General features: G+C 54.2%; 29 protein-coding genes. 15 read left to right on the top strand and 14 right to left on the bottom strand.

Annotated elements, in window-relative coordinates; genetic code table 11:
* Positions 1–28: 28 nt before the first annotated feature.
* Positions 29–439 (bottom strand): VOC family protein, encoded by a 411-nt coding sequence (locus BMX91_RS14300; RefSeq protein ID WP_177168413.1) that lies wholly within the window; start codon positions 437–439, stop codon positions 29–31.
* Between the two features lie 193 nt (positions 440–632).
* Between BMX91_RS14300 and BMX91_RS14295 the strand changes: the two genes are divergently transcribed.
* The gene (locus BMX91_RS14295; RefSeq protein WP_092055697.1) at positions 633–1,415 is read left to right on the top strand and encodes an enoyl-CoA hydratase; all 783 of its coding nucleotides are present in this window, start codon (positions 633–635) and stop codon (positions 1,413–1,415) included.
* Positions 1,416–1,464: 49 nt separating this feature from the next.
* Here the strand turns inward: BMX91_RS14295 and BMX91_RS14290 are convergent, their stop codons facing one another.
* Positions 1,465–1,650, bottom strand: a complete 186-nt coding sequence (locus BMX91_RS14290) for a YhzD family protein (protein ID WP_063183413.1) — start codon at positions 1,648–1,650, stop codon at positions 1,465–1,467.
* A 142-nt stretch (positions 1,651–1,792) separates the two neighbouring features.
* Between BMX91_RS14290 and BMX91_RS14285 the strand changes: the two genes are divergently transcribed.
* From BMX91_RS14285 to yhaM, 8 genes are all read left to right on the top strand, one after another.
* Complete coding sequence (locus tag BMX91_RS14285) at positions 1,793–2,197, top strand: DUF2178 domain-containing protein (protein ID WP_092055693.1); 405 nt, start codon at positions 1,793–1,795, stop codon at positions 2,195–2,197.
* A gap of 9 nt (positions 2,198–2,206) precedes the next feature.
* Positions 2,207–2,404, top strand: coding sequence for a helix-turn-helix transcriptional regulator (locus BMX91_RS14280; RefSeq protein ID WP_092055691.1), 198 nt, complete (start codon positions 2,207–2,209; stop codon positions 2,402–2,404).
* Positions 2,405–2,406: 2 nt separating this feature from the next.
* Positions 2,407–2,718 carry a hypothetical protein gene (locus BMX91_RS14275; RefSeq protein ID WP_092055688.1) on the top strand — a complete coding sequence of 104 codons (312 nt, stop codon included), beginning with the start codon at positions 2,407–2,409 and terminating at the stop codon, positions 2,716–2,718.
* 53 nt (positions 2,719–2,771) lie between these two features.
* Positions 2,772–3,671 carry an ABC transporter ATP-binding protein gene (locus tag BMX91_RS14270; RefSeq protein WP_092055686.1) on the top strand — a complete coding sequence of 300 codons (900 nt, stop codon included), beginning with the start codon at positions 2,772–2,774 and terminating at the stop codon, positions 3,669–3,671.
* The gene (locus tag BMX91_RS14265) at positions 3,664–4,923 is read left to right on the top strand and encodes an ABC transporter permease (protein WP_092055684.1); all 1,260 of its coding nucleotides are present in this window, start codon (positions 3,664–3,666) and stop codon (positions 4,921–4,923) included. Before BMX91_RS14270 ends, BMX91_RS14265 begins: the two co-directional genes overlap by 8 nt.
* Positions 4,924–5,155: 232 nt before the next feature.
* On the top strand, positions 5,156–6,376 hold the full coding sequence (locus BMX91_RS14260) for a metallophosphoesterase family protein (RefSeq protein ID WP_092055682.1): 1,221 nt from the start codon (positions 5,156–5,158) through the stop codon (positions 6,374–6,376).
* Entirely contained in the window at positions 6,373–9,246 is a 2,874-nt protein-coding gene (locus BMX91_RS14255; RefSeq protein ID WP_092055678.1) for an ATP-binding protein, read from the top strand. The genes BMX91_RS14260 and BMX91_RS14255 overlap by 4 nt, the downstream gene beginning before the upstream one ends.
* Positions 9,243–10,181, top strand: coding sequence for a 3'-5' exoribonuclease YhaM (gene yhaM / locus BMX91_RS14250; RefSeq protein ID WP_092055676.1), 939 nt, complete (start codon positions 9,243–9,245; stop codon positions 10,179–10,181). The genes BMX91_RS14255 and yhaM overlap by 4 nt, the downstream gene beginning before the upstream one ends.
* A gap of 112 nt (positions 10,182–10,293) precedes the next feature.
* Here yhaM and BMX91_RS14245 read toward each other — a convergent pair whose 3' ends face one another.
* The 3 genes from BMX91_RS14245 to BMX91_RS14230 all read right to left on the bottom strand — a co-directional run bounded on the left by BMX91_RS14245 (position 10,294) and on the right by BMX91_RS14230 (position 12,886).
* Positions 10,294–10,884 carry a cupin domain-containing protein gene (locus tag BMX91_RS14245; protein WP_092055674.1) on the bottom strand — a complete coding sequence of 197 codons (591 nt, stop codon included), beginning with the start codon at positions 10,882–10,884 and terminating at the stop codon, positions 10,294–10,296.
* Positions 10,885–11,011: 127 nt separating this feature from the next.
* A complete protein-coding gene (locus BMX91_RS14240) occupies positions 11,012–11,488 on the bottom strand; it encodes a GNAT family N-acetyltransferase (RefSeq protein ID WP_092055671.1) in 477 nt (158 codons plus the stop codon).
* Positions 11,489–11,983: 495 nt separating this feature from the next.
* Positions 11,984–12,886 carry a peptidylprolyl isomerase gene (locus BMX91_RS14230; protein WP_092055665.1) on the bottom strand — a complete coding sequence of 301 codons (903 nt, stop codon included), beginning with the start codon at positions 12,884–12,886 and terminating at the stop codon, positions 11,984–11,986.
* A gap of 137 nt (positions 12,887–13,023) precedes the next feature.
* Between BMX91_RS14230 and BMX91_RS14225 the strand changes: the two genes are divergently transcribed.
* A complete protein-coding gene (locus tag BMX91_RS14225) occupies positions 13,024–13,116 on the top strand; it encodes a YjcZ family sporulation protein (protein WP_008300760.1) in 93 nt (30 codons plus the stop codon).
* 200 nt (positions 13,117–13,316) lie between these two features.
* Here the strand turns inward: BMX91_RS14225 and BMX91_RS14220 are convergent, their stop codons facing one another.
* The 6 genes from BMX91_RS14220 to BMX91_RS14195 form a co-directional block, all read right to left on the bottom strand.
* Positions 13,317–13,505 carry a hypothetical protein gene (locus tag BMX91_RS14220; protein ID WP_092055663.1) on the bottom strand — a complete coding sequence of 63 codons (189 nt, stop codon included), beginning with the start codon at positions 13,503–13,505 and terminating at the stop codon, positions 13,317–13,319.
* A gap of 65 nt (positions 13,506–13,570) precedes the next feature.
* Complete coding sequence (locus BMX91_RS14215) at positions 13,571–14,113, bottom strand: DUF3267 domain-containing protein (protein ID WP_092055660.1); 543 nt, start codon at positions 14,111–14,113, stop codon at positions 13,571–13,573.
* Positions 14,114–14,210: 97 nt separating this feature from the next.
* Positions 14,211–14,813 carry an HTH-type transcriptional regulator Hpr gene (locus BMX91_RS14210; protein ID WP_092055656.1) on the bottom strand — a complete coding sequence of 201 codons (603 nt, stop codon included), beginning with the start codon at positions 14,811–14,813 and terminating at the stop codon, positions 14,211–14,213.
* A gap of 304 nt (positions 14,814–15,117) precedes the next feature.
* Positions 15,118–15,480 carry a YtxH domain-containing protein gene (locus BMX91_RS14205; RefSeq protein WP_092055654.1) on the bottom strand — a complete coding sequence of 121 codons (363 nt, stop codon included), beginning with the start codon at positions 15,478–15,480 and terminating at the stop codon, positions 15,118–15,120.
* A 132-nt stretch (positions 15,481–15,612) separates the two neighbouring features.
* Entirely contained in the window at positions 15,613–16,137 is a 525-nt protein-coding gene (locus BMX91_RS14200) for a tryptophan transporter (RefSeq protein WP_092055651.1), read from the bottom strand.
* Positions 16,138–16,248: 111 nt separating this feature from the next.
* The gene (locus BMX91_RS14195) at positions 16,249–16,677 is read right to left on the bottom strand and encodes an HIT family protein (RefSeq protein WP_092055648.1); all 429 of its coding nucleotides are present in this window, start codon (positions 16,675–16,677) and stop codon (positions 16,249–16,251) included.
* A 123-nt stretch (positions 16,678–16,800) separates the two neighbouring features.
* Here BMX91_RS14195 and BMX91_RS14190 point away from each other — a divergent pair, with 123 nt between their 5' ends.
* Together BMX91_RS14190 and BMX91_RS14185 are read left to right on the top strand one after the other, a co-directional pair.
* Positions 16,801–17,550, top strand: a complete 750-nt coding sequence (locus tag BMX91_RS14190; RefSeq protein ID WP_092055647.1) for an ABC transporter ATP-binding protein — start codon at positions 16,801–16,803, stop codon at positions 17,548–17,550.
* Positions 17,534–18,733 (top strand): ABC transporter permease, encoded by a 1,200-nt coding sequence (locus BMX91_RS14185; RefSeq protein WP_092055645.1) that lies wholly within the window; start codon positions 17,534–17,536, stop codon positions 18,731–18,733. Before BMX91_RS14190 ends, BMX91_RS14185 begins: the two co-directional genes overlap by 17 nt.
* Before the next feature lie 165 nt (positions 18,734–18,898).
* On the opposite strand, the gene BMX91_RS14180 is transcribed toward BMX91_RS14185, so the two are convergent.
* Together BMX91_RS14180 and BMX91_RS14175 are read right to left on the bottom strand one after the other, a co-directional pair.
* Positions 18,899–19,951, bottom strand: a complete 1,053-nt coding sequence (locus BMX91_RS14180; RefSeq protein ID WP_092055642.1) for a C45 family autoproteolytic acyltransferase/hydolase — start codon at positions 19,949–19,951, stop codon at positions 18,899–18,901.
* A 118-nt stretch (positions 19,952–20,069) separates the two neighbouring features.
* Positions 20,070–21,263 carry a M20 metallopeptidase family protein gene (locus tag BMX91_RS14175; protein WP_092055640.1) on the bottom strand — a complete coding sequence of 398 codons (1,194 nt, stop codon included), beginning with the start codon at positions 21,261–21,263 and terminating at the stop codon, positions 20,070–20,072.
* Between the two features lie 407 nt (positions 21,264–21,670).
* On the opposite strand from BMX91_RS14175, the gene cspC reads away from it, so the two are divergent.
* Positions 21,671–21,871, top strand: coding sequence for a cold shock protein CspC (gene cspC / locus BMX91_RS14170; protein ID WP_092055638.1), 201 nt, complete (start codon positions 21,671–21,673; stop codon positions 21,869–21,871).
* A gap of 243 nt (positions 21,872–22,114) precedes the next feature.
* Here cspC and BMX91_RS14165 read toward each other — a convergent pair whose 3' ends face one another.
* Positions 22,115–22,636 (bottom strand): antibiotic biosynthesis monooxygenase family protein, encoded by a 522-nt coding sequence (locus BMX91_RS14165; protein WP_092055636.1) that lies wholly within the window; start codon positions 22,634–22,636, stop codon positions 22,115–22,117.
* A gap of 212 nt (positions 22,637–22,848) precedes the next feature.
* Here BMX91_RS14165 and hemE point away from each other — a divergent pair, with 212 nt between their 5' ends.
* The gene (gene hemE / locus BMX91_RS14160) at positions 22,849–23,889 is read left to right on the top strand and encodes a uroporphyrinogen decarboxylase (RefSeq protein WP_092055634.1); all 1,041 of its coding nucleotides are present in this window, start codon (positions 22,849–22,851) and stop codon (positions 23,887–23,889) included.
* 30 nt (positions 23,890–23,919) lie between these two features.
* Positions 23,920–24,849 (top strand): ferrochelatase, encoded by a 930-nt coding sequence (hemH, locus tag BMX91_RS14155; protein WP_092055631.1) that lies wholly within the window; start codon positions 23,920–23,922, stop codon positions 24,847–24,849.
* The last annotated feature ends 10 nt before the right edge of the window (positions 24,850–24,859 follow it).

Genomic DNA, 24,859 nt, shown 5'->3' with positions numbered 1-24,859 from the left:
AAACCATTTTTGGGTTTGGTCGCTTTCCTCATTTATTCGGATTTTCCCCCAGATGGTCCGGATGGAACGGCGAGTCCGGATTTTCTTCCACTACGCTGAATGTGTTGCCGTCCAGGTCGAAGAAGTCAAAGTACTTCATGCCGTTTTCCTCTTTGATCGGCGTGGTCACGACTGCGCGCGTGCTAAGCTTCAGGTGCAGTGCGCGGGCATCCGGCACAAGCAGATTGAAAAACACATGCCGCTCTTTTTCATCCAATAAGAATTCCGTGCCCTGATGGGTTTTCGTGCGCACGAGCGCCAGCTGAGCGGAGCCGTCCGGCAATGCGTAGCCGATGCCGCCTTCCCATTCGCCGATCCGCTGGAGTCCGAGATGGGATTCATACCATTCGGCGGAGTGGTTCAAGTCCGATACCGGGACAAAGATGCTTCCGATTTTCATTGTGAGTTCCTCCCTGAGACATTCCTTCCCCTTCATTATAGCGAATACGGGGGTTCGGTTGGTGTAGCGTATCCCATTCGGTGCATTTAGCAGTTTCTTATAAATTCTGACTAAAATAAAGGGATACGCGAGAACGGCACAGAAAGCCTATAGTGGTGAACGCTTACATATCATTTAGGAAGAGGTGTCGTTTTTGGCTTACGAAACAATCCGTCTTGAACGGGAAGGGAAGTTGGCACGAGTCGTACTGAACCGTCCCGATGCGATGAATGCAATGAACAGCATAATGATGAAGGAACTCGCCGATGCCTTTGAAGAACTCAAAGAAGATCGCTCCGTCCAGGTAGTCATCCTGAAAGGGGAAGGTCGCGCGTTTTCCGCCGGAGGCGACATCAAACAGATGATCGACCCGGAAAACCCGATGGACCTGAGTGTTGTCATGAAAGACGTTACCCGTCTGGCGATCGCACTTTACACGCTGCCCCAGATCACGATCGCTTCTGTGCACGGTGCCGCAGCGGGCCTCGGATTCAGCATGGTCCTTGCGTGCGATGTGATCATTGCAGAACAGTCATCGAAGCTCGCGATGAACTTTATCGGCATCGGCCTCGTGCCGGATGGCGGCGGCCACTTCTTCCTGAAGGAGCGCATCGGCGTTCCGAAAGCGAAGCAGATGATCTGGGCGGGCGATGTCATGAAGGCCGAGCAGGCTGCCGGCTGGGGACTGATCGACGAAGTCGCCCAGGACGGCACTGCGCATAAGGAATCCGAAGGGATGGCGCAGAAGCTGCTGTCCACACCGATCAGTGCAATGATCGCCTCAAAGGGCATACTGCACACCTCCCGTCTGGAAGAGCTCCGGAGCGTTCTTGAACTCGAAGCGGATGCCCAGCAGGCCATGAAGCAAACGGCCGACCATAAAGAAGGCATTAAGGCATTTGTTGAAAAGCGCAAGCCGGCATTTACAGGACAATAAAAAGAACCCGCGACATCCGCCAAATCGGATGCTGCGGGTTTTTTCAATGTCATGAATGGAACAGCAGCAGTTTGCCTTCCGGAGAGGCGAGGCGGTGAGTCTGTTCGGACAATTCCTTTTCTTCGAGGAGAGCGCGCCCCTTTTCCTTCGCCGCGTCGTCATGCTCCGCCTGGAAAGACTCCTCCGTGATCAGTTCCCCGTCCTGCTTGTATGCCGTCAGTTTGTACGTTCTCATTTCAGCATCCCCCTTTCACTTCTACTCCCATTATAAAAGATATTCTAAAAAAATGAAGAATTATTGTAAAGGTTACTTGACGCTGCAGATAAGGTAAAGTAAGCTTTACGTAAAGTTTTCATTACGTAAAGGGGGCTTTACTTTGACCGTGCAACGTTTTGCTGCTTTGAGGACACCGGGAAAAGGCGTATTCAAAGGGCTTGCGATTTATCAGACCGCTGTTGCCGGGGTGTTCGTTCTCTCATCGGTTCTGTCGGGAAAGTTTCCGGTCGGGCACGAACTGCTGCTGGCATCCACGGCGATCATGCTGTGGTGCCTGTCCGCATTGCATCCGCATTTTGCCGCGGATGATGAACGATGGAGAAGGATCCGTGAACGAGGGATGTTCTTCAACTACTTTATCCTGCTGGTGTTCCTCGCGGTTCTCCTGATTGTTTTCGCCCTGACACCGCTGGAAATGAGCGGTTACCAGACCGTGTCCGTCATCGCCTCGTTTCTCATCTCATCGGTGTTTATCACATTTGTCGTCTTGTCCAGAAGGATGTAGGAGGAAGCCATGAAAAACTATATCAGGGACAATCGGTCCGAGCGCGGGATGACGCAGGATGACCTGGCCGAAGCGCTCGGTGTTTCCAGACAGACGATCATCTCCCTGGAAAAGGGTCGGTACAATCCGTCGCTGGAACTGGCATTCAAGTTGGCGGCCGTATTCGGTTGCCGCATCGAGGAATTATTTGATCCGGAGGAGGAATGAGCATGCACGAAGGATTTGAACTCGGTTCGTTTCTGGCGGGCCTGCCGCTCGGTCTCGCCGTCGCGGCGATCGTTCTGTTCTTTAGCTGGAGAAAAGGGAAGAAGGAGCGGCGTTACGACGAAAGGTTTTATGCCATCCACAACTGGGCCCGGTCGTTTTCCTGGGTGGTGACGACCATCGTGATCCTCGTTGCCTGGGCAGTCGTGATGATCATCGAACCGGTCGGGACCGCCTTCTTCGCCCTGATGACAGTCTATATGCTGCACATGATTTCATATATTATCGGCGCGGCCATTGCAACAAAAAGATATTAAGATGAAACCTGCATCCTGAATGAACCGTAAAAGGAAATGAAAGGGGAGAGAATATGGCGCTCGAATTAAACCAAGTAACGAAGAAGTTCGGGGAGTTTACGGCGGTCGACAATCTGTCACTCGCCATCGGGGAGGGGACGATGTACGGCTTTCTCGGGGCGAACGGAGCGGGAAAGACGACGACTTTCCGGATGATCCTTGGACTCCTCAACGCAACGGAAGGACGCATCACCTGGAAGGGCCAGCCGATTGACTATGGCACGAGCCACACAATCGGTTACTTGCCGGAAGAACGCGGCCTGTATCCGAAGATGAAGGTAGAAGATCAGCTTGTCTTCCTCGGCGAGCTCCGCGGCATGAAGCGGAATGATGCAAAAGCAGCGATCCGGAAATGGCTGGACCGCTTTGAAGTTCCCCAGAATCTGAACAAGAAAGTTGAAGAGCTCTCCAAAGGGAACCAGCAGAAAATCCAGGTGATTGCGGCATTGATGCACAATCCTGAGCTGGTCATCCTTGATGAACCGTTTTCCGGCCTCGACCCGGTCAATGTGGAGATGCTGAAAAGTGCGGTAAAAGAAGTCCGCGATCAGGGCGCGACAATCGTATTCTCCAGTCACCGGATGGACCATGTCGAGGAACTGTGCGAACAGCTGAGCATCGTCCACAAAGGGCAACAGATCGTCGAAGGATCCCTCCGCGATGTCAAGCGGTCGTTTGGCAGGCAGAATGTCCGAATCCGCTCCGACTATGATCTCACAGGGCTGCAGTCCGTATCAGGCGTGCGTAACGCCTCCTACGCACTTGATGGGGCAGTATTCCAGGTGACGGATGACGAAACGGCGCACGCGTTGCTGCAGGAAGCGCTGAACGCCGGCCCGGTCCGCCACTTCAGCATCGAGGAGCCATCTTTGCAGGATATCTTCATCGCGAAAGTGGGGAATGAGCATGCGTGATTTCTGGATCATCTTCAAACAGGCCTTCTTGAGCAAGGCTAAATCGAAAGCCTTCCTTATCACGACAGCAGTAGTTGTCGCAGGTATCTTCCTCCTGGCCAACATCACGACGATTATTGAGGCGTTCGACGACGGTAAAGAGGAAAGCACGGCAATCCCGGTTGTGGCGGACAACGAAGCCCTTGTGGACCGGCTTGGCCAGCAGCGTACGGCGATGGGCGAAGACTCTGAATTAGAGGTGACGGGTGATTCGCGCGATGTCCTTGAAGATCAGCTGAAGGAAGGCGAGATCGAGTCGTTCCTGATCCTTAGGGCACCGGGCGGCGATTCGATCGAGGCGGAATATGTCTCGGAAAGCTCGGAAATGTTCGGCTTCCCGATGATGCTTCAGGAAGCCTTGCAGTCGATGCAGACCGAGATGCGGGCAGCCGAGATGGAACTTGCACCGGAACAGGCGGGCGCGCTGTTCGAGCCGGTCGGCTTTGAACAGACGACGGTTTCTTCTTCCGGCAAGACGGAGGAGGAGATGAACCAGGCGCGAATGCTCGTCTATGTGCTCATGTTCCTCATCTACTTTGCGGTCATCATGTACTCCAACATGATTGCGACGGAAGTGGCGACAGAGAAGTCTTCTAGGGTCATGGAGATCCTGATCTCCAGCGTCTCGCCGGTGAAGCATATGTTTGCGAAAGTGTTCGGCATCGGAACACTCGGTCTTGTACAGATGCTGCTCTTCGGCCTTGCAGGTTACCTCGCGATGAAGTCGTCTTCTTCTGTATCCGAGATGTCTGAAGAAGTCTTCTCGTCGCTGGGCCTTGGGAACATCCCGGCCAGTACGATTGTCTATGCGATTGTGTTCTTCGTCCTCGGTTATTTCCTCTACGCGGTGCTTGCAGCGCTCCTGGGATCGCTTGTCAGCCGGACAGAAGACGTCGCTTCACTCATCACCCCGCTGACGATGATCATCGTTGTAGGGTTCATTATCGCGGCGATGGGGCTCTCGACGCCTGATGCTGCATTCGTGACGTATGCCTCCTATGTGCCGTTCTTTGCACCGCTTGTCATGTTCCTCCGTGTCGGGCTGCTCGACCTCCCTTGGTGGGAGCCGGCGCTTGCCATCGGGCTCATGTTGCTGACGATTGCGGTGCTCGGCTGGTTCGGTGCGCGCGTCTACAAAGGCGGCGTCCTCATGTACGGGCCATCCCGCTCGCTGAAAGACCTGAAAAAGGCAATTCAGCTCGGAAAGGAATAAAAGATTTTTGCCTCTGCTCAAGCGGGGGTTTTTATTTTTGGGATGAGCCGTGGCGGCTTACCGGCGAGCGCACATAGAACTTGGGTAAGCGCACATAGAACCGTAAAAAGCGCACATAGGCCCCCATGTCCGCTCAATTTTCCCTTCCTCTTGTAATCGCTATATCTCATTTCCAAGCTCTCATCTGATATGATAGAATAAGAACAAACATTCGCTTTAAGGAGGTGTCCAGATGACAATCCGATTTATCCATGCGGCTGACCTGCATCTGGGAAGCCCATTCAAAGGGTTTGCCGGGCTGCCGGGCAAGATGGCGCAAACAGTCCGTGAAAGCACATTTACTGCGTTCCGAAATCTGATCGGCCATGCATCGGAAACGCGGCCGGACTTTTTGCTGATCGCAGGAGACATTTACGACGGCGAGGACCGCAGCCTCCGTGCCCAGGAACAGTTCCGGATGGGGATGGAGACACTCCGCGAAGAGGGGATTCCGGTCTTTGTAAGCCACGGGAACCATGACCATCTGTCGGGTTCATGGGTCCGCTTTTCCCTGCCGGACAATGTCCGTGTATTTGGCCCGCAAGTTGAGACGGCGGAACTGAATGTGCGCGGAACGACGGTAAAGATTCACGGCTTCAGCTACCCCGAGCGCCACGTGACCGAACCGGTCATCGGGCACTATCCGCAGTCGGAAAGCGATGCCGTCGAAATCGGGATGCTTCACGGGAGCATCCGGGGTAATGAAGCGCATGACGTGTATGCGCCCTTTACGAAGGACGAGCTTCTCGGCAAGGGCTATGACTACTGGGCACTTGGACATATCCATAAGCGTCAGGTGCTTCACGCACAGCCTCCGATCGTCTATCCCGGCAGCCTGCAGGGTCTACACCGGAAGGAAAGCGGCATTAAGGGGTTTTATGAAGTGGAGATCGGGCAAGGAACATCTTCACTTGAGTTCATTCCTGCAGGCGCTCTCGTCTTCGGTACGGCAGAGATAAACTGCGCCGGCATCCGCCATGCGGATCAGTGGCTGGAGCGGTGTATGCATCAGATCCGGGCATTCAGGGAAGCGGACGGTCCAGGGCTGCTTGATCTCCGTCTTACCGGTATCGATGAAGGAGCGGAAGCGATGTTCAGTGATGCTCCGGAATCCGAATGGCTGGAATTCATCCGGGAATGCGTCATGCGCGACTGTCCGGATATCGGTGTGCACCGGATGACGTGGGAACGGGATACTGCTTTGGCAGTGCCGGGCGGGCTGTTCCGCGATGTCCTGGAAGAGCTCGGAAGCTGGGATGCAGACAACTGGAAAGACTGCCTGGCCGACCTATATGGCCATCGCCAGGCGTATCGGTTCACCGGCCGGCTGGGCGAAGAGGAAATTAGGGAAATTGCTGAAGAAGCGGAACGCCTGATTACCGACGGGCTGATGAAAGGGGGACGGGCTGAATGATGTCCATCACAAAGCTCGTCATCTACGGATTCGGCAAGCATGAAAATGTGACGATTGATCTTAAAGGCGGCATCAATGTGCTGTACGGGCCCAATGAAGCCGGGAAGACGACGATCCGCCAGTTTATTCTGCACACGCTGTTCGGGTTCCCGCAGCGCGGGAGCTCTCTTCTCCGCTATGAGCCAAAAGCAGGCGGCGCGTACGGCGGACAAGTTCATGTGGCGGACAGTGAGTTCGGTTCCTGTGTGATTGAACGCATCGCCGGCCGATCTGCCGGTAAAGTGACCGTCCGCTATCCGGACGGCAGCAGGGAAGAAGGAGAGGAGGCGCTCACGCGGCTGCTCCGTGGATATGACAGGCAGTCATTTGAGTCCATTTTTTCGTTCTCACTCCTGCAGCTCCAGGAAATCGGCAAGATGAACGAGGAGGAACTGGGCCAGGCGCTGATTGCTTCAGGAACGACGGGTGCGGAGGACCTTGCCGGGTTCAGGGCGAGGCTGGACAAGGAGATGGACGGGCTGTTCAAAAAATCCGGCCGCGTCCCAGAGATGAACGTCCTGCTGAATGAACTCAGGCAAACCGAAGCCGAGATCGGGGAATATCGGAAAAAATCGGATGCCTACGCCCCGATGAAAAAGCGTGCGGCCGAAATCGACGTTCTCCTGAAGAAGGCGGAGGAAGAGGAAGCCGCACTCAGCAGCGATCAGGAACAGCTGGCCGTCCTCAGGCAGGCTGCACCGCTTGAGGTCGAGCGGCTCCAGTCTCAAGAGGAACTGCGGGCAATCGGTGACGCGCCGTTTCCGGCAGACGGCATCCGCAGGTATGAAGCACTGAAAGACCGGAAAATCGCCACCGATGCGGCGATCAGCAATCTGCAGGAACGCATCGCGGCTATCAGGAGAGAACTTCCTGAAGAGCCGGACACGGAGCGGCTTTCACGCATCCGCTCAATCCTTGCAGAAGAAGCCGTGTGGCATGATTCGCGGTCCATGGAGTCAAATGCCGAACAGTCACTGCGGGAACTTGCCGGAATAAAGGACCGGCTGCTTGCGCGTCTCGGTCTGGATGACGAAGAAACAGCGGTCCGGGCAGATGCTTCAATCCGGAAAGAAGAAGAACTTCACACTCTGTCAGAAGCGTATGACCGGGCATTGCGCAACCTCGAGCGGCAGGATGAGCGGATTGCAGAAAAGGCCAGCGAGGCTAGTCAGGTTGCCGATGAGCGTACCGCGCTTGAGGCATCCGGGCCTGATGACTCAGAAATTGAGTGGGCATCCAAATGGCCTTCGCTCAGAAAGCGCCTTGCGGCTGCGGAAGCCAAACAAAGCGCGGAGAGCAGCAATAACCGGCAGCCGATCCTGATTCTCGCGGGTCTTGCCGCATTAATCATCGCCATGGCCATCTATTCGGAGAATCTGCTGCTTGCTGCGGCAGGAGTGGCGGCTGGCGCGGCTGCCGCATTCCTGCTCTTAAAGCAGGGAGGCGCTGACACGCTGACGGAAGATGAACGGCAGCTTCTCAGCCGTTACGGCGGAAGGGAAGAGGAACTGGACCGCAGGGCCGAGCGGGTCGGCAGGCACTTCACTGAATTGGACCGGCTGATCGAGGCGGATGAACGTCTTCGTGGCATGATGACGGAACTTCGCATTTCAAGAAAAACCGCCGCCGAGAATCTCGATGATGCAGAAAAACGTCTCGGCACCTTCCTTGAAGCATACGGCATCAAGGGAAAATTGCCGGCAGCGATCGTACCGGAACTTTTCCGTCTGGTCAGGGAACTGCAGGAGACGGTTCGCCGTATCCGTTCGGAGCAGGAAAAGAGGGATGGGGCCAGCCTGACGGCGGGTTCTATCAGAAGTCGCGCGCATGAGGTGATCGGGCATCCCGTTGCGGATCCGCTGTTGTTCTCTTCGCTCAAAGAATCGGAAAGGGACCTATTGCAGACCGCCGAAAAACGGAATCGGCTTCTTGCCGAGGAAGAAAAGCTGAAAGAGGAACGGGCGGAAGCGGAGAGCCTGACAGCGGCTTTCGGTGAGGAAATCGGTTCACTGTTTGCTGCGGCTGCGGCAACAGGGGAACCAGATTTCTATGAAGCCGCCCAGCGCTCTGCCAGAAAAACAGTCCTTCAGGAAGCACTCGGCCGAATAGAAGGACAGCTGAGACAGATCGGGGTTTCCCCTTCAGCGGATATTCCACCTATTGAGGCGCTCGTCAGGCGGATGGATGTGAATCGGGACGCCCTGCAGGCTATTGCGGAGGAGCGGAGCGGCCTGATCAAAGAACAGGCCGAATTGGAGGCACGCATGGGTCATCTTGTGGCAGATTCCGCATATGATGCCCTGTTACAGGAATTCGAGCAGAAAAAAGCGGCATTCCGTGAGCTTGCGGTGGCATGGGCAGCACGCAAAGCCGCCGTTTCGGCGATTGACGGAGCCACGGGAAGGCTTAAGGAACAGAAGTTGCCGGATGTCATCACCCGGGCCTCCGAATGGTTCGGGGAGCTTACAGGCGGTGCATACGCGGCGCTTGTGCTGTCAGAAGACGGCCAGGTCGGGTCGGAAGCAGCGAATGGCATGCGTTTCGGACTTCATGAACTGAGCCAGGCGACGAAGGAGCAGGCGTATATTTCCATGAGGCTGTCACTGGCGGCTTCTCTTCTGGAATCTGCCCCGTTCCCGATTATCATGGACGACCCGTTCGTCCACTTCGACCAGGCACGGCTCGGCAATATGATAAACTTACTGGAAGAATTAAAGATTAATCACCAGTTCCTGTATTTCACCTGCCACCGGGAGATGGCCGGTGCCTTTAAAGAGGCTGCCGTCATTGAGGTGGCGGGAACCGGGAGCGAAAGGGGAGTGCTGAGATGAATGGAATCGGAACTTACAAAACCGGTGAGCGGGTCGACCTCTTCCTGCTCGTCAAGCAGGCCACCAAAGGCATAACGACAACAGGGAGCCCGTTCATGACATTGATCCTTCAGGACAAGACGGGGGATATCGAAGCGAAGCTTTGGGATGCGAAAGAGGAACATGAGCGGATGTTCCAGCCGGCTTCGATCGTCCGGGTCGGCGGTGATGTACATGAGTACCGCGGCAGAAACCAGCTTCGGATCAAAAGCATCCGGCCGGCAAAGCCTGATGAGCCGGTCCAGATTTCGGATCTCGTGCCGAGCGCCGAGAAATCCAAAGAGGAGCTTTACGATGAACTGTCTCCGTATATCTTTGAGATCACGAATCCGAACATCCAGCGAATCACGAGGTTTTTGCTGAAGCAGCACCGGGAGGCATTCCTCGTCTATCCGGCGGCGACCAAGAACCACCACGACTATGTGTCCGGCCTGCTCGACCATGTCGTTTCCATGTTGCGCCTCGGCAAGGCCATTGCCGAGCTGTATCCTACCCTCAACAAGGACCTGCTGTATGCCGGGATCATCCTCCACGATGTCGGCAAGGTAGTGGAACTGTCGGGCCCTGTCGGAACCGTCTATACACCGGCGGGCAACCTCCTTGGCCATATCACGATCATGGTGAACGAAATCGCCATGGCAGCAAAAGAACTCGAAATCGAGGGCGAAGAAGTGGTCCTTCTCCAGCATATGGTGCTGAGCCATCACGGCAAGGAAGAATGGGGCAGCCCGAAACGCCCGATGCTGAAAGAGGCGGAGATCCTTCATTATATCGACAACATCGATGCGAAGATGAACATGCTCAACCGGGCAATGTCGAAGGCGGAGCCGGGGGAATTCACCGAAAGGCTTTTCCCGCTTGATAACCGCCAGTTCTACAAGCCTACGTTTGAGTAAGATTAAAAGAGCCTGACTCTCATGAGTCAGGCTCTTTTAGGTGATTTCTGCAAGTGATTGCTTAATGTCTTCATGGAGTGAATGCCCAATTGAGGCATGTCGTCATCTTTGTTCAGGCTCCTTCCCCAGTCTGTTCCCTTTCTTCTGCAGCCATTGCATCTGCTTTCGTGGGATGGACCGTATTAAATGGATGGTGGGGCGGAGCGTAAATGGAATACAGTTTTAGCGGTATGCTGCCGGTATTGGTCACATTATGCCATGTGCCGGCAGGAACCATGATTGCAGAATCATCATGGACATTTCTTACAAAGTCCAACCGGTCTTTGTTCTTGCCCATCCGGACCACGCCCTGGCCCTGTTCGATCCGCAAAAACTGATCGTCTGTAGGGTGGACTTCCAGACCGATATCTTCCCCGGGATTCAGCGACATTAAGGTAACCTGTAAATGGGGTCCGGTCCAGAGAGTCGTCCGGTAATTCTGATTAACTTTAGATGCCTGGTTAATATTGATGACGAATGGATCAGGCCCAAAATCTCTGAGGTTTCCGGGAAGATTGGCCTGAGTTACCGGATTGGAAGCGGGGGGATAGGAATAAACTGTCCCGGCAGGATAAGCCCAATAGGACGGCGTCCCGGCGTAGCCGTATGGCAGGTTCCCGTAGTAAAGAGGGTACTGATAATATCCGTACTGCTGGTTGTACACATTTTTCAATCCTTTCAAATAGGCTTGGGTATCATCATATGCCCATGGATTGGAAATGTGCTCTGCTCCCTGGAGCACTCTAAACCAAAAAAGCCCCGGACACATGGTCCGGGACGGTGGTATTTCATCAGAGAGGTCGCATCATCCGAATGCTGCTGAGCGTATGCCCGCCGAATTCTTCTTCGAATTCATCGGCAATGCTGAAGCCATGCCTTTCGTAGAAACGCCTTCCTTTTTCGTTATCGCGTTCAACTGTCAGGTACAGACGTTCCGCATCCTTCAGCTCTGCGATTCCACTTTCCAGCAGACTTGTACCAAGTCCCCGGCCCTGGTGGGAGGGGAGGAGATAGATGGCCGACAATTCGCCATCATCAGACTCCGGATGACGATACAGATTTACGAATCCGGCAATTCCGTCTCCGTCTTCGGCTACCAGCAAGACCGATTGCTCCATCCGCCGTTTCAGGGATGCAGGGCTGTATGCGGCCGCCAGGAACCGGTCCCTGACTTCCCGCGGGATGATTCCTTCATAAGTGTCGTGCCAGCTTTCAGCGGCAACTTGCTGCACGGCCCGGATATCCCGCTCTTCCATTTTGCGGATCATGGCTGTCCCTCCCCGGATAAGTATTGTGTGCATGAACAAATCATAGCAGTTAAAAACTGGACTGAATACAGGTGCTTATCCTTAATTACCAATTCCCAAAATTTGAAAGCCGATTTATGATTCGGTGTTTTTCTTGTTGATATAAGATGCGCAAAACAGAGCCAGGCCAAGGGAGACGAACGACAAAGACAGAAGTTGGTCTCCAAAGATAAAAGACCCATCGAATCTGGAAATAAACATGATCAGTCCAATGATGAGAGAAACGATTCCCAATCCGGCATTCACTTTTCCAGAAAGCGGAGTGCCCATACTATCCTCTCCCTTCATTCTGTTATACGGCCCGGTTGCCGATAGGTTTCACTTCAGGCGGCCTTGCGCGATTCGTCACTTTCATCGATTGAATTCTTCACATTTAAAGCACGATGTGTCACTTTCAAGTTCAAAATCGCCGAATACAAAAAAACGGCATCCAAATCGGATGCCGTTTCAACATGATTATTTCTCTTCTTCAGACTCCGCAGCCGAACCTTTGAACTGGTCAAGCGCATTTTTCAGGTCTTCATCCTTGATATCGATGTCTGCATCTTCGAGCATCTTGGACAGCTTGTCCATCAGCGCGTTAGGATCAGCTTTCTTCTGGAGAAGCTCGTCCTTGATCTCCGCCCGGCGCTCGTCGGTGATGTCTTCTTTCTTCTCGGCGCCTTCCGCTTCGCGGGTTTCGGTCACCTGGATGATGTGGTAGCCAAAGTCAGTCTGAACAGGATCGCTGATCTGGTTCACTTCGAGGCTATACGCCGCGTCTGTGAAGTCGGCGACCATCTTATCCGGACCGAACCAGCCCAGATCACCGCCGGATTCTTGTGCAGCCGGCTCAGTGGAGTATTCTTTCGCTAGCTCTGCAAAGTCTCCGCCCTCGTCGAGCTTCGTCTTCACTTCGTTCGCCGTTTCTTCGTCATCGACGAGGATGTGGCGGGCGTTCAGCTCGGTGCCCATACGATCGATGTACTGATCGACTTCTTCGTCGGTCACTTCAACACCTTCAGTCAGGGCCTTTTCCTGCAGGAGGTTGAGCTTGATCATGTCTTTGTAGCTTTCTTCCGTATACCCTTGCTGGGCGAGGAAGGAGTCAAAGCCGTCTCCGGCCTGTTCTTTCATGTCGTTATATTGCTTGTCGACTTCTTTCTGGTCGACGTCATATTTATCGTCGAGTACTTTTTCGATGACCATCAGCTGGAGCGCCTGCTCGCCGACTGTCGTCTTCATCTCTTCATATAGGTCCTGCTGTGTGATGTCGCCCACTTTGGATGACACGATTACGTCTTCTCCTGCATTGTTGCTGCAGGCGGAGAGGGCAAGCACCGATGCGGCGACAGTTGCCGCGATTACAGATTTCTTCATTCTAAACTCCCCTTCTGGTTGTGTAAACAAAAGTAAATATATCATAAAAACGATTCCGCATCAAAAAGGTTCCCGGCAAATGCCCACAGACCCCTTCCTCCCGCGCATACGATACGGGAGAGAAGGGAGGTGATCACATGAGCGGAGGTTTCAACTACGGCGGCGGCTTCGCCTTGATCGTCGTCCTTTTCATCCTGCTGATCATCGTCGGGGCAGCGTACGTCTACTGATGAATGAAGGCGGGCAGGCATGATCCCCCTTCAGCCGTCCCGCCTGTAATGACAGCAGAGAAGGGAAAGGGCCGGTATGGCCGGCGGATCGTCCGGTAAACTAATGGATAAAGCCGGCGCGAAATACTGTCCTACCGTCAGAACAAAAACGTCCATCCCCCGGAAACGGGCGGATGGACGTTTATTTTATATGTGGTCAATCAGGAGATCGCAGTCATGATCTCGACAAAGAAAGAGACGATTAAAATGGTGATGAGGATGTTGACGGTCCGGTAAATTTTCGGCTGCTTTTCCTCGGGGATTTCCCTGGCTTCGCAGAGGGTATAGGTCATCTTGTTGATCTGGAACAGGTAGAAGATCGAGAACAGTACCGTGACAAGGATGATCATTCCATTTCCCCCTTTCTACACACTATTGACTTAGCATACCAGAAAAACGCCTAACAGAAAACCGCTCAATCTGGCAGCGGAACCAGAATTTCGTAGCCATGGTCAGTCTCCTCGATATAGGAGGCCTTTGGTGACCGGGAGAGGTTCTTCACATAAACAAAGTCGATCAGGCAGATGCCGCTGTGAAAAGCGAGCAGTGCGGTAAAGTAATGAGAAAATGCCGGAAGCATGATTCCTCCCGCGATGAACAGCGGATTGAGGACGAAAAAAGGTGCAATCAGTGAGAGTGCAAACCGTTTTTTCGGAATCGGCTCGCAGATGCGGAGCAGGAAGAGCGGAAACAACGCCCAATCCCGGTTGACGACAAGCGTAATCCGGTTGCGGTATTTCCACAGCAACGCAAAGTGGATCGCTTTGTGGAGCGGATAGATCAGGACCACCGTGGCAATGAACAGGGCGAAATACGCATCGGACTGCCCGGTTTCCTTCGTCAGCTCAAAACTGATATATGAAATAATGAAAACGCCAATCATCAAGATGGAAGAAAGCAGAAACAGGCGGCTGAGGCCATAGTGCTTCTTTACATTGATGGTCTTCCAGCACCGCATCAGATGCATCTCCTTTAATGGATTCCCAAAATGGATGATACATACCCTACTGCGATTTGCGATAAAAATCAACCGTTTTAAACGAAAAAATCCGAGTTTAGGATACTTCGCTTTTTTCTTTTATGGACAGGTTTTCCGATTCGTCGGTATAGTCGCTTTGGTTGTCCTGCTCATTTTCTCCGTAAAGCTGCTCCATGTTCTTGAAGCCCTGTTCAAAAATATCCATGAAGTCGTTGCCGTAGATGTTGCGGATTACAGCCATGAGCTCTATGTATTCAGGGAACCGGCCGTAAAGCTGACGTACCGGAAGCGAGCCTTCCAAAACAGAGTGCTCGGTGTCAAAATAATGGTTGTTGATCTCAAGCAGGAGCGAGTGGCCCTGCTCGGTCACTTCAACATATGTACTGCGCTTGTCATCTTCGCGCTTGGAAAAAGACAGATAACCGCGTTCCTCCAATTTTTTGGAGAAGTTGAATGCCGTTGAAACATGCATGACACCGAACTTTGCCACTTCGGAAATCGTAGCGCCTTTCAGGTGTGCCGCGATCCAGAGAATATGATGCTCGTTGATATTGAGGCCGAATGGCTTGATCCATTGCTGCCAGTCTTTCTCAACGGCTTTCCAGAGCGCCTTTGAAAGCTGAGCCATCCGCTGGCTGTAAAGCATCGCTTCGGGCATGGTGTAGGATTGTTCAGCCAAGTCTTCACCTTCTTTCTCAATGTTCGGATAGTTTATGAATAGTATATCAATAAAATAGATGAGAATGAAGGCTTTTTGTTACAAACGTAACATTTCACGGGCAGTCCAAGAAATAACGGGCATCTTCCGCAGCACATTATACTATTCCCGGTAAAGAAAACAGCAAAAAAAGACTCCGGCCGAATTACGGCATACGGAGTCCTGTCTCCCAAGCTGGAAGGCCGGGGAAATGGCGATTTACAGTCGGCAGCCCAATCAGTCCGGATGCCGACTGTGTACTCCGGGAAAGGTTTCCCGATGGTCCTCATTTTTTGATTGAGCTGACCGCCTGTTCCAGTTCCGCGATGGAAGTCTGGATTTGCTGGACGCGCTTTTGGATACGGTCCCGGTTCAATTCGGTATCCCGGTTCCAGATGTCGACGGAAGTCTTCAGCTCATCCGCTACTTCCGGGAAGCGGGTCTTTGCTTCGTTGACCAGATGCTTGACCGAGGCCTTCAGGTCGTTCGTCTTCAACTTTACGTCCTCGATCTTCGGCTTCATGTTATCGGACGAGCTCTTGACCGAATAACGGAGCTCCTTGCCGGATTGCGGGGCGCTCAGCAGGACAGCTGCCGCGCTTCCTGCGGCACCGACGACGAGTCCGAGGAAAAATGATGATGCTTTCATGAGGGCACTCTCCCTTCTCTCTATAGTTCAATATTCCTTTCCGCTCCTTTATTAAAACATGCGGAGAGAGGGGGAGACAACAGACGAACACCCCGGCCATGTTCGTGGCCAGGGTGTTTGTCGGTGTTCCGATCAGAGGGACGGCGCCGGCGCATAGTTCGAGCGCTGCGCGAGCCTGAGAACGATCGGATAGATGATAAAGAAAGCGATGGCATTCATGGCGATTGCCGGCACGACGACTGTAAGGAACAGTGCCATGAACGGGAATTCTCCGCCGAGCACGAAAATCGCGACGGACAGGAAAATCGAACCCGACAGCACGGTTCCAAGCGCGGCCAGTACGGTTGCCACGGCAAGCTTATCGGCGAGCTTTCCAAGAAGGAGCAGTACGCCGAAAAAGACGATTCCCGTCACGGTCTTGTCGATGACGTTCGGGATGAATCCACCCGGGAACGTCGTGAACAGGCCGGACAGGATGCCGGTGGATACCGACATGACGAGTACGCTCCTGATGTCGCGGAACAGCAGGATGCCGATGAACATCATCGTCAGCATGAAGTCAGGCTTCATGCCCCCGTTGATCCCAGGAATCACCAGGTACAGCGCCGTGCCAATACCGATCAGTAAAGCCATCAGAACCAGATTTTTCGTTTTCATTGCTCATCTCTCCTCAGCTAAGCTAAATTTTGCTACCCCCGGCGTGCCCTCATGGCCGACGGCGGGTTGCGTAGTCCGATTGTACCGTTTTTGGATGAAACTTTCAATCCATCAGTTTTCGATCTGTGCGCCGACTGCAGCTGCGATTTCCTGCAGCTTTTCTTTCGGGAACTCGTCTTCTTTCGTTTCCCAATGCAGTCCGAAGCCGTCCGTCTGGCGGTCGTAGCGCGGGATGAAATGGAGGTGGAAATGGTAGACGCTCTGGCTGGCAGCCGCTCCGGTGTTGTTCAGGAGGTTCATGCCTGCCGGTTCAAACTCCGCTTTCAGGGCGCGTGCGATTTTCGGGGCGGCGGAGAAAAGCTGTGCCGCTTCGTCTTCGCTGAACTCATAGATGTTTTCGCGGTGCACTTTCGGGATCAGCAGGACATGGCCTTTTGTCGTCGGCATGATGTCCATGAAAGCGAGGACATGCTCGTCCTCATAAACTTTGGCAGCGGGGATTTCCCCTTCCACCATCTTGCAGAAAATGCATTCGGTCATCGGTCAACATCTCCTTTTCATATCCTGACAACAGGATATCATATATTCAGAAAATAGAGGACATGGATTCAAGGCAGAACCAGTCCGGATTTGCTAAAATGGAGGCATGAATGGGGTGGAATCATGAACGTATTGGAAGTGGAAAAGATCACCGGCGGATATACGCGCAAGCCGGTGCTTCACGATCTGTCATTTGAAGTCGGCCCCGGCGAATTGGTCGGGCTGATCGGGCTGAACGGTGCCGGGAAAAGTACGACGATCAAGCACATCATCGGGCTCATGGAGCCGTCGGAAGGGGAGATCCGCATTGGCGGAACGGCTTTCCGCGATGATCCCGAGAAATACAGGAGCTCGTTTTCCTATATTCCCGAGACGCCGGTCCTCTATGATGAGCTGACGCTGCGCGAGCATCTGGAGCTGACGGCGATGGCCTACGGCATTCCGAAAGATGTATTCGAGGCAAGGTCTGCGGCGCTTCTGCGGGAGTTCCGGATGGAAAAGCGGCTGCGCTGGTTCCCGTCGCATTTCTCCAAGGGGATGCGGCAGAAGGTGATGATCATGTGCGCGTTCCTCGTGAACCCGTCGCTCTACATCATCGATGAGCCGTTTGTCGGGCTCGATCCGCTCGGCATCCGTTCATTGCTTGAGCAGATGAGCGAGAAAAAGGCGGACGGGGCATCCGTCCTCATGTCGACGCATATCCTCGCGACCGCCGAGAAGTACTGCGACCGGATCCTCCTTCTGCACGACGGCCGGCTGCGCGCGGCGGGCACGATGGACGAGCTCCGCGAACAGTTTGGCATGCCTGGCGCGACGCTCGACGATCTGTATATCGAAATGGCAGGGGAGCCGGACGATGGGCAGCCTGCGTGACGTGTGGCGCAGCCGCTTCACCCACTACACGGAGGAGCTGCAGCGCTACACAAAATTCATCTTTACCGGGCACCTTGCCATCGTCCTCGTCTTTCTGCTCGGAGCGGGGGGCTATGCGTACAGCGGATGGCTCAAGACGGTGCCGGCCGATTTCCCGGCCGCTCCGCTGGCAGGCATCCTCCTTGCCGCAATTCTCGCCTATGCGCCGCCTGCCACTCTGCTGAAAGAGGCGGATGCCGTCTTTTTCCTGCCGATGGAGGAAAAGCTCGGCGGCTACATGCAGAGCGCGCTTAAGTGGACATCCGTCTCGGGGATTTTGCTGCCGGTGGTGGCCTTTGTCGTCTCGATTCCTCTTCTGAACGCGGTGTATGGCCTCAAGGGAATCGGACTGCTCGCGCTCGTGCTCGGCATTGTGGCGCTCCATGTCTGGAATGTGCGTACCGAGTTCGCCCACCGCTGGGCGGAGCAGGGTGAAGGGGCGTGGGGCGACCGTGCCATCCGGTTTATCCTCACGGCGATCCCGCTCGTTGCCGCCATGTACGGCAAATGGTGGCTCGGCGCGGCGCTCATGATCCCGATCGTGGTGTACGGGCTGCTAAAGCAGCGGACAAGCGAAGGCAAACCGTTCCCATTCCTTCACTTTATTGAGCTGGAGCGCGGCCGCATGGGCCGGTTCTACCGCTTCGCCAATCAGTTCACGGACGTTCCGCATTTGCGCGGAGCGGTCCACCGGCGGGCGTGGCTCGACTGGGTGTACGGAAAGGCATCATTCGAATCAAAATACTCGCCGCGTTACCTGGCGATGCGGACATTTATCCGGTCGGACGATCTGTTCCTGCTGTGGGTCAGGCTGACGGCGATCTCGATGATTGGCGCGCTCTTCATTCCGATGCCGGCGGTCGCTGCCGTCTTCAGCGGTGCTCTCGCCTTCGCGACAGCCTATCAGCTGCGGGACGCACTTGCCAGCCAGCATGAGTTCCGGATGGACCGGCTTTATCCGGTGACGGATACGGTACGAGATTCCGCAGTGCGCCGTACGGTCCGCGGTGCGCAGGCAGTCCAGGCTGTGCTCGTTCTCATTGCGGCATGGTTCCAGTACGGGATGGGGGCAGGGATGCTCCTGCTCGCGGTTGCGGTGCTGGTGATCTCAGAAGTTACGCTCCGGTTATCGGGGAAGAAATAAATCAGAAAAACTGGCTTCGCAGTGTGCGAAGCCAGTTTTTTGTAGATATGTCCGGATCATCAACGTCTCAGTGAAGTTAATCAACGTTTCACCAGAGATCGTCAACGTCTCAATGAAGTTAATCAACGTTTCACTAAAGATCATCAACGTTTTGCAAGAGCCCGCTCAGTTCCGAAGCTTATCCATGTTCGCAAATCCGATGTCCGTGTCGACGTGTCCAGTGATCGTCGACTGTTCCAGGTCTTCACCCCGGAGCCATCGGCCGAAGTCGAACTCAATCGGCTCGGTGTCGCCGCCGAGAGCGAACCAGGCGGTGAGTTTCTCCGGGAAGTAGGCGGAAGTGTGAATCGTACCGGCCCAGCTTTTGTAATTGTCGGCGAAAACGCCTTTGTCGGTGTCGTTCAGGAGGCGCCACGCCTGCTGGGCGTCAGACAGGGCTTCAGGCCGCCCTTTCATGGCGTCCATCCGTTCGATGGAGTCTTTCAGATAGCGGCGGTTTTCCTCGGTCTGCTGCTCAAAGTGGTTCGTGCAATATGGGGATTCACGCACGATGACGCCGCGCGGTCCCGCCTCGACAAGGGCAGTGTTGCCGGTTTTGTCCAATAAGTTGTAGCTGAACGAGCCGCGGTGGGGGAGGTCCTTCAGAAATCGGACGGCCTCCTCCACATCACCGCATGTTTCCAGGATGAGCCGGCCGACCATCCAGCAGACGAATCCGTCACCCGGCCGCTTCCGGTTCGTGAAGTTGTACCCCATTGCCAGGCCTTGTTCGTTCAGGCCGTCCATCCGTCCGCTGATCCGCTGGGCTGGGCCGATGATGGCGTAGCCCCCGTCGTCGGGCTGGAAAACGGTATAAAGCCCTTCATAGGTGTTCGGATGGAAATCATAATTCCGCACGATGAAGTCGCGGCCTGTCAGGACCGAGCAGCCTGCACGGACGGGTTCCGTGCGGTATCCGCCGAAATCCCGGAGAATTTCCTCCATAGGCAGGCCGAGCGCGTCCCGCATGCCGTTCAGCTCATCCCAAAGCTGCGGGGCGAACTGGCTGAAGACGGCTTCCGCTTCCTGGACATCGATGCAAAAACGCGGCTTCATCGTGCGCCACTTGGTCCTGCGGTTATGAAGCGTCAGGGAATCGCGCAACCGCTCGCCCTGAAGAAATCCGAAGTCATAGTGCGAGCCCCGGAACTGGACCACGTCGGTGTAGATTTCTCTCATTGGATTCATCCTTTACAACAGTTATCTTTCTACATCTTGGAACAGCGCCGGACGACGGTCAAGAAATGCCCCATATAAAAACCCGGATCCCTTGAATGGGATCCGGGACTGACAAGTCTTATTCGCCCTGGTAGCCGGTTGCGGCGGCACCGAGGATTTTAGCTGCCTGCAGCATCGCGCGCTCGTCAAAGTCGAAGCGCGGGTGGTGGTGCGGATACGGCTCTTCCGGAGCGGCGCCGGTGAAGAAGAACGTGCCCGGTACGTTCTCGAGGTAGTAGGCGAAGTCTTCGCCGCCCATCTGAGGCGCGCCCTCGACAGCCTCTACACCTTCAAGCCCTTCGATCGTCTTCACGAGGAAGTCCGTCTCAGCGGCATGGTTGACGACTGCCGGATAACCGCGGTAATACTTGCAGTCGATCTGGCTGTCAGTCGAGATCGCGGTCCCTTCGACAACACGGGTGATTTCAGTCTCCATCAGGTCACGGATTTCCGGCTGGAACGTCCGGACTGTGCCTTTGAGTTCAGCAGAGTCGGCGATGACGTTGAACGCGTTCTCGGCTACGAACGAACCGACGGAAAGCACGGCCGATTCGATCGGGTCGACACGGCGGGAAACGAGCTGCTGAAGGTTCTGCACCAGCTGTGAGCCAATGACAACGGCATCCTTTGTCTGGTGCGGGTTCGCGCCGTGTCCGCCGCGGCCCTGGACCTTGATCTCGAACCGGTCGGCTGCCGCCATGATCGGGCCTGTGCGGTATTCCACTGTACCGTAAGGTGTCTGGGACCAGAGGTGGGTACCAAAGATGGCATCGACACCGTCAAGGCAGCCGTCTCCGATCATCGAAATGGCTCCGCCCGGGGCGAATTCCTCGGCGTGCTGGTGGATCATGACGTATTCACCGGACAGCTCATCGCGAAGCTCATGCAACGCTTTGGCAAGTGTAAGGAGTGTCGCTGTATGGCCATCATGTCCGCACGCGTGCATGACGCCGTCAACCGTAGACTTGTACTCGACTTCTTTCTGGTCCTGGATCGGCAGGGCATCGAAGTCGGCGCGGAGTGCGACCGTCTTGCCCGGCTTGGCTCCCTTGATGCGCGCGACGACACCGTTGCCGCCGACGTTCGCACGGAACTCGACACCGAGTTCTGTATAGAAATCCTGGATATATTGTGCGGTCTTGTATTCTTTGAACGAAAGCTCCGGATGCCGATGAAGATAGCGGCGGATCTGGATCATGTCTTCGTTGGATGCTTCGAGCTTAGAAAAGAGACGCCCTTGAAGGCTCTCTTGGTTCACTGTCTGTTCAGTCATTGAAATATCCCTCCGGAAAGCGAAATAATTTGAATGTTATTTATTATAGACCTGTTCCAGGAGAAGGGCAATACATCCAAGGAGGATATCTTGAAGGTGAAGTCTGATGAATTGCAATAAAAAAGGTGCCGCAGCAACGTTCACAGGGCCGAAAAAGAATGAGGGTTGCTCTCTTTCCTTGTCTATTTATTAAATGTGCAGATGCTATTTTAGACTTTAGACTTTGCATCTTAATTAGAGAAGTCATAATGCATATAATTTGTAATTTTTTCCGTTCCCTGATATGATAAAAGAGAATTATTTTTGTTCGGTGTAAAGGATAGCATGAATATCAACTTTTCATCTTGATCATACTTTGGGCAACAATAGTAATACAATGTGCGGTAACGCACTAGGAGGCAACAAAAATGGAACAAGGTACAGTTAAATGGTTTAACGCAGAAAAAGGTTTTGGCTTTATCGAACGTGAAGGTGGAGACGACGTATTCGTACACTTCTCCGCAATCCAGAGTGACGGCTTCAAATCTTTGGACGAAGGTCAACAAGTGACGTTTGACGTTGAGCAAGGTGCTCGTGGAGCTCAAGCAGCTAACGTTCAAAAAGCTTAATCTTAAATCGTTCATAAAAACAGGCCCTGTATACAGGGCCTGTTTTTATGTTCTCTGTATAAAACTCATAAAAACCCTGCGACGGATTTTCAGGGGCACAACAAAAGGCCGCCTTTAAGGGGGCCTTTTGTTGAAGGTTAGAGGCGTTTAACTACACATAACCTTCAGTCCTATCGACAATGCCCACACCGGTGTTTGGCTGAGCACCAATGTACTTCCATTCCCGATGCAGATGCCGCCGAATCAGAGCTTCTCGTCTTCCGGCTTTTCAGTTTCATATTCTGTGATGTAGGAGGCCGCGCTGAAAATGTTCTGCACCTTCTCAGCAGGTGGCGTCTGTTCTTTGCGTTCATGCGCGCCCTTGAATGCCTGTGAGCCTTTCCACAGTTCATAGTGGTCCTTTGACTCCCAGGCGGTTACGACACGGTATGTATCGTCCTTGACCGGACGGAGCAGCCGGAAAGTGAGGAAGCCCGGCTGGCCGTCAACCATGTTCGCGCGGTTCTGGAAGCGGTGTTCGAAGATCGGCCGTCCCTCGTCGGTGACCGGGATGTTGTTCACGATGTAATAGCCGTGTTTGGCGAGTGGTCCGCTTGCGCCGATCACTTCATAGCGCTTTGGCGTCTGGAAGACGGTCTTGCCCTCTGTTTCGTGCAGAAGAAGTGAGTTCCCCGCACCATGCAGGAGAACCATGTTTTCGCCGCTATGTTTTTCCTTGATTTTTTCCATGAATTCCGGCGTGCCGGATGTGGTGTATAAGTTCATTTGACATTCCTCCCGTATCTGCCTGTTCTAGCCTTAATTTTCCCATAGCCGGGCCCGTTAAAACAAGTGTGACCAATCCTTGACAGGATGTATGTCCGAACGGTGTCGGGAAAGGTTAAATTCTATGACATTTCACTGCCTAATCTATACAATAAATGATGGACAGCCTATAGTTAGAACGGAATGATTACGGAGAAAGTAGGAATCATGACATGACCAAGTTTAACGACACACTGCTTCGCGCAGCCCGCGGGGAAAAAACGGAACATACGCCAGTCTGGTTTATGCGCCAGGCGGGACGTTCCCAGCCGGAGTACCGGAAGCTAAAGGAGAAGTATTCGCTGGAGGAAATCACCCACCAGCCGGAGCTCTGCGCCTATGTGACAAAGCTCCCGGTCGACCAGTATAACGTTGATGGGGCGATCCTTTACAAAGACATCGTCACACCGCTTGCGGGGATTGGCGTGGATGTGAAGATCAAGTCCGGCATCGGCCCGGTCATTTCCAACCCGATCCGCTCCCGCGCGGACATCGACCGCCTCGGCGAGTTCAATGCCGAAGAACAGGTGCCGTACGTGCTTGAGACCATTAAAATTCTCACACAGGAACAGCTCGATGTGCCCCTGATCGGCTTCGCGGGTGCACCGTTCACACTCGCCAGCTATATGATCGAAGGCGGACCTTCACGGAGCTACAACCTGACAAAATCGTTCATGGTGTCGGAGCCGGAAGCCTGGCAGGCACTCATGGACAAACTCGCGGACATGGACATCGCTTATCTGAAGGCGCAGATCGCCGCAGGTGCGAAAATCGTCCAGGTGTTCGATTCCTGGGTCGGCGCACTGAGCGTGGCTGACTACCGCCGGTTCATCAAGCCAACGATGACACGAATCGTCTCCGAAGTGAAAAAGACCGGTGTTCCGGTGATCACATTCGGCGTCGGTGCCAGCCACCTGGCCAATGAATGGAACGATCTGCCGGTGGATGTTGTCGGCCTCGACTGGCGCCTCCCGATCAAAGAAGCAGGGGAGCGCGGCATCCAAAAGCCGGTCATGGGCAACCTGGACCCGACACTCCTGATTGCGGACTGGGACGTCATCGAAGAACGGGCGAAGGAAATCGTCGAACAGGGCGTCGAACACGGCGCGCATATCTTCAATCTCGGACACGGCGTCTTCCCGGACGTGCAGCCGGCGACATTGAAGAAGCTGACAGAGTTCGTCCACACGTACTCTGCACAACTGCGGAAATAACCCAAACTCCTTAATCGGAAGGTGAAACGAATGGCAAAAAAGACGATGGGCCTTCTCGTCATGGCCTACGGAACCCCTTATAAAGAAGAAGATATCGAACCGTACTACACGCATATCCGCCACGGCCGCCCGCCTGCGCCGGAACAGCTGCAGGACCTGAAGGACCGCTACGAGGCGATCGGCGGAATCTCCCCGCTCGCCAAGACGACCGACGAACAGGCGGAAGCGCTCGGCAAGCGGCTCAACGAAGTGCAGGACGACATCGAGTTCAAAGTGTATGTCGGCCTGAAGCATATTCACCCGTTCATCGAGGATACGGTGGAGAAGATGCATGAAGACGGCATCACCGAGGCGGTCACAATCGTTCTTGCACCTCACTACTCGACGTTCTCCGTCGAGTCGTACACCAAGCGGGCGAAAGAAAAAGCTGCCGAACTTGGCGATATGAAGATCCATTCCGTCAAGGACTTCTACCGCCAGCCGAAGTTCATCCAGTACTGGGAAGAGAAGATCCGCGAAGCGTACGGTTCGATGACTGATGAAGAGCGCGAAAACGCGTGCCTTGTCGTCTCCGCACACTCTCTTCCTGAGAAGATCAAGGAGCACGGCGACCCGTATCCGGATCAGCTGGACGAAACGGCAAAGCTTGTCGCTGAAGCGGCTGACGTGAAAACGTACGCGGTCGGCTGGCAGTCCGAGGGCAACACGCCTGACCCTTGGCTCGGCCCGGACGTCCAGGACCTGACACGCGACCTTCATAAGGAACACGGCTACAAGGCATTCGTCTACACGCCGCTCGGATTCGTTGCGGAGCACCTTGAAGTGCTTTATGACAACGACTACGAGTGCAAAGTCGTCTGCGATGAAGTCGGCGCTTCCTACTACCGTCCGGAAATGCCGAAAACACACCCGCTGTTTGTTGATGCAATGGCGGATGCGGTGATGGATGTACTAAAATAAGAAATGAACG

Origin of the sequence: Bhargavaea ginsengi (assembly GCF_900109165.1) — a bacterium.
GTDB lineage: Bacteria > Bacillota > Bacilli > Bacillales_A > Planococcaceae > Bhargavaea > Bhargavaea ginsengi.
Note: the sequence above shows the minus strand (reverse complement) of the source record. Positions and strands in the feature narration are given on the sequence as shown.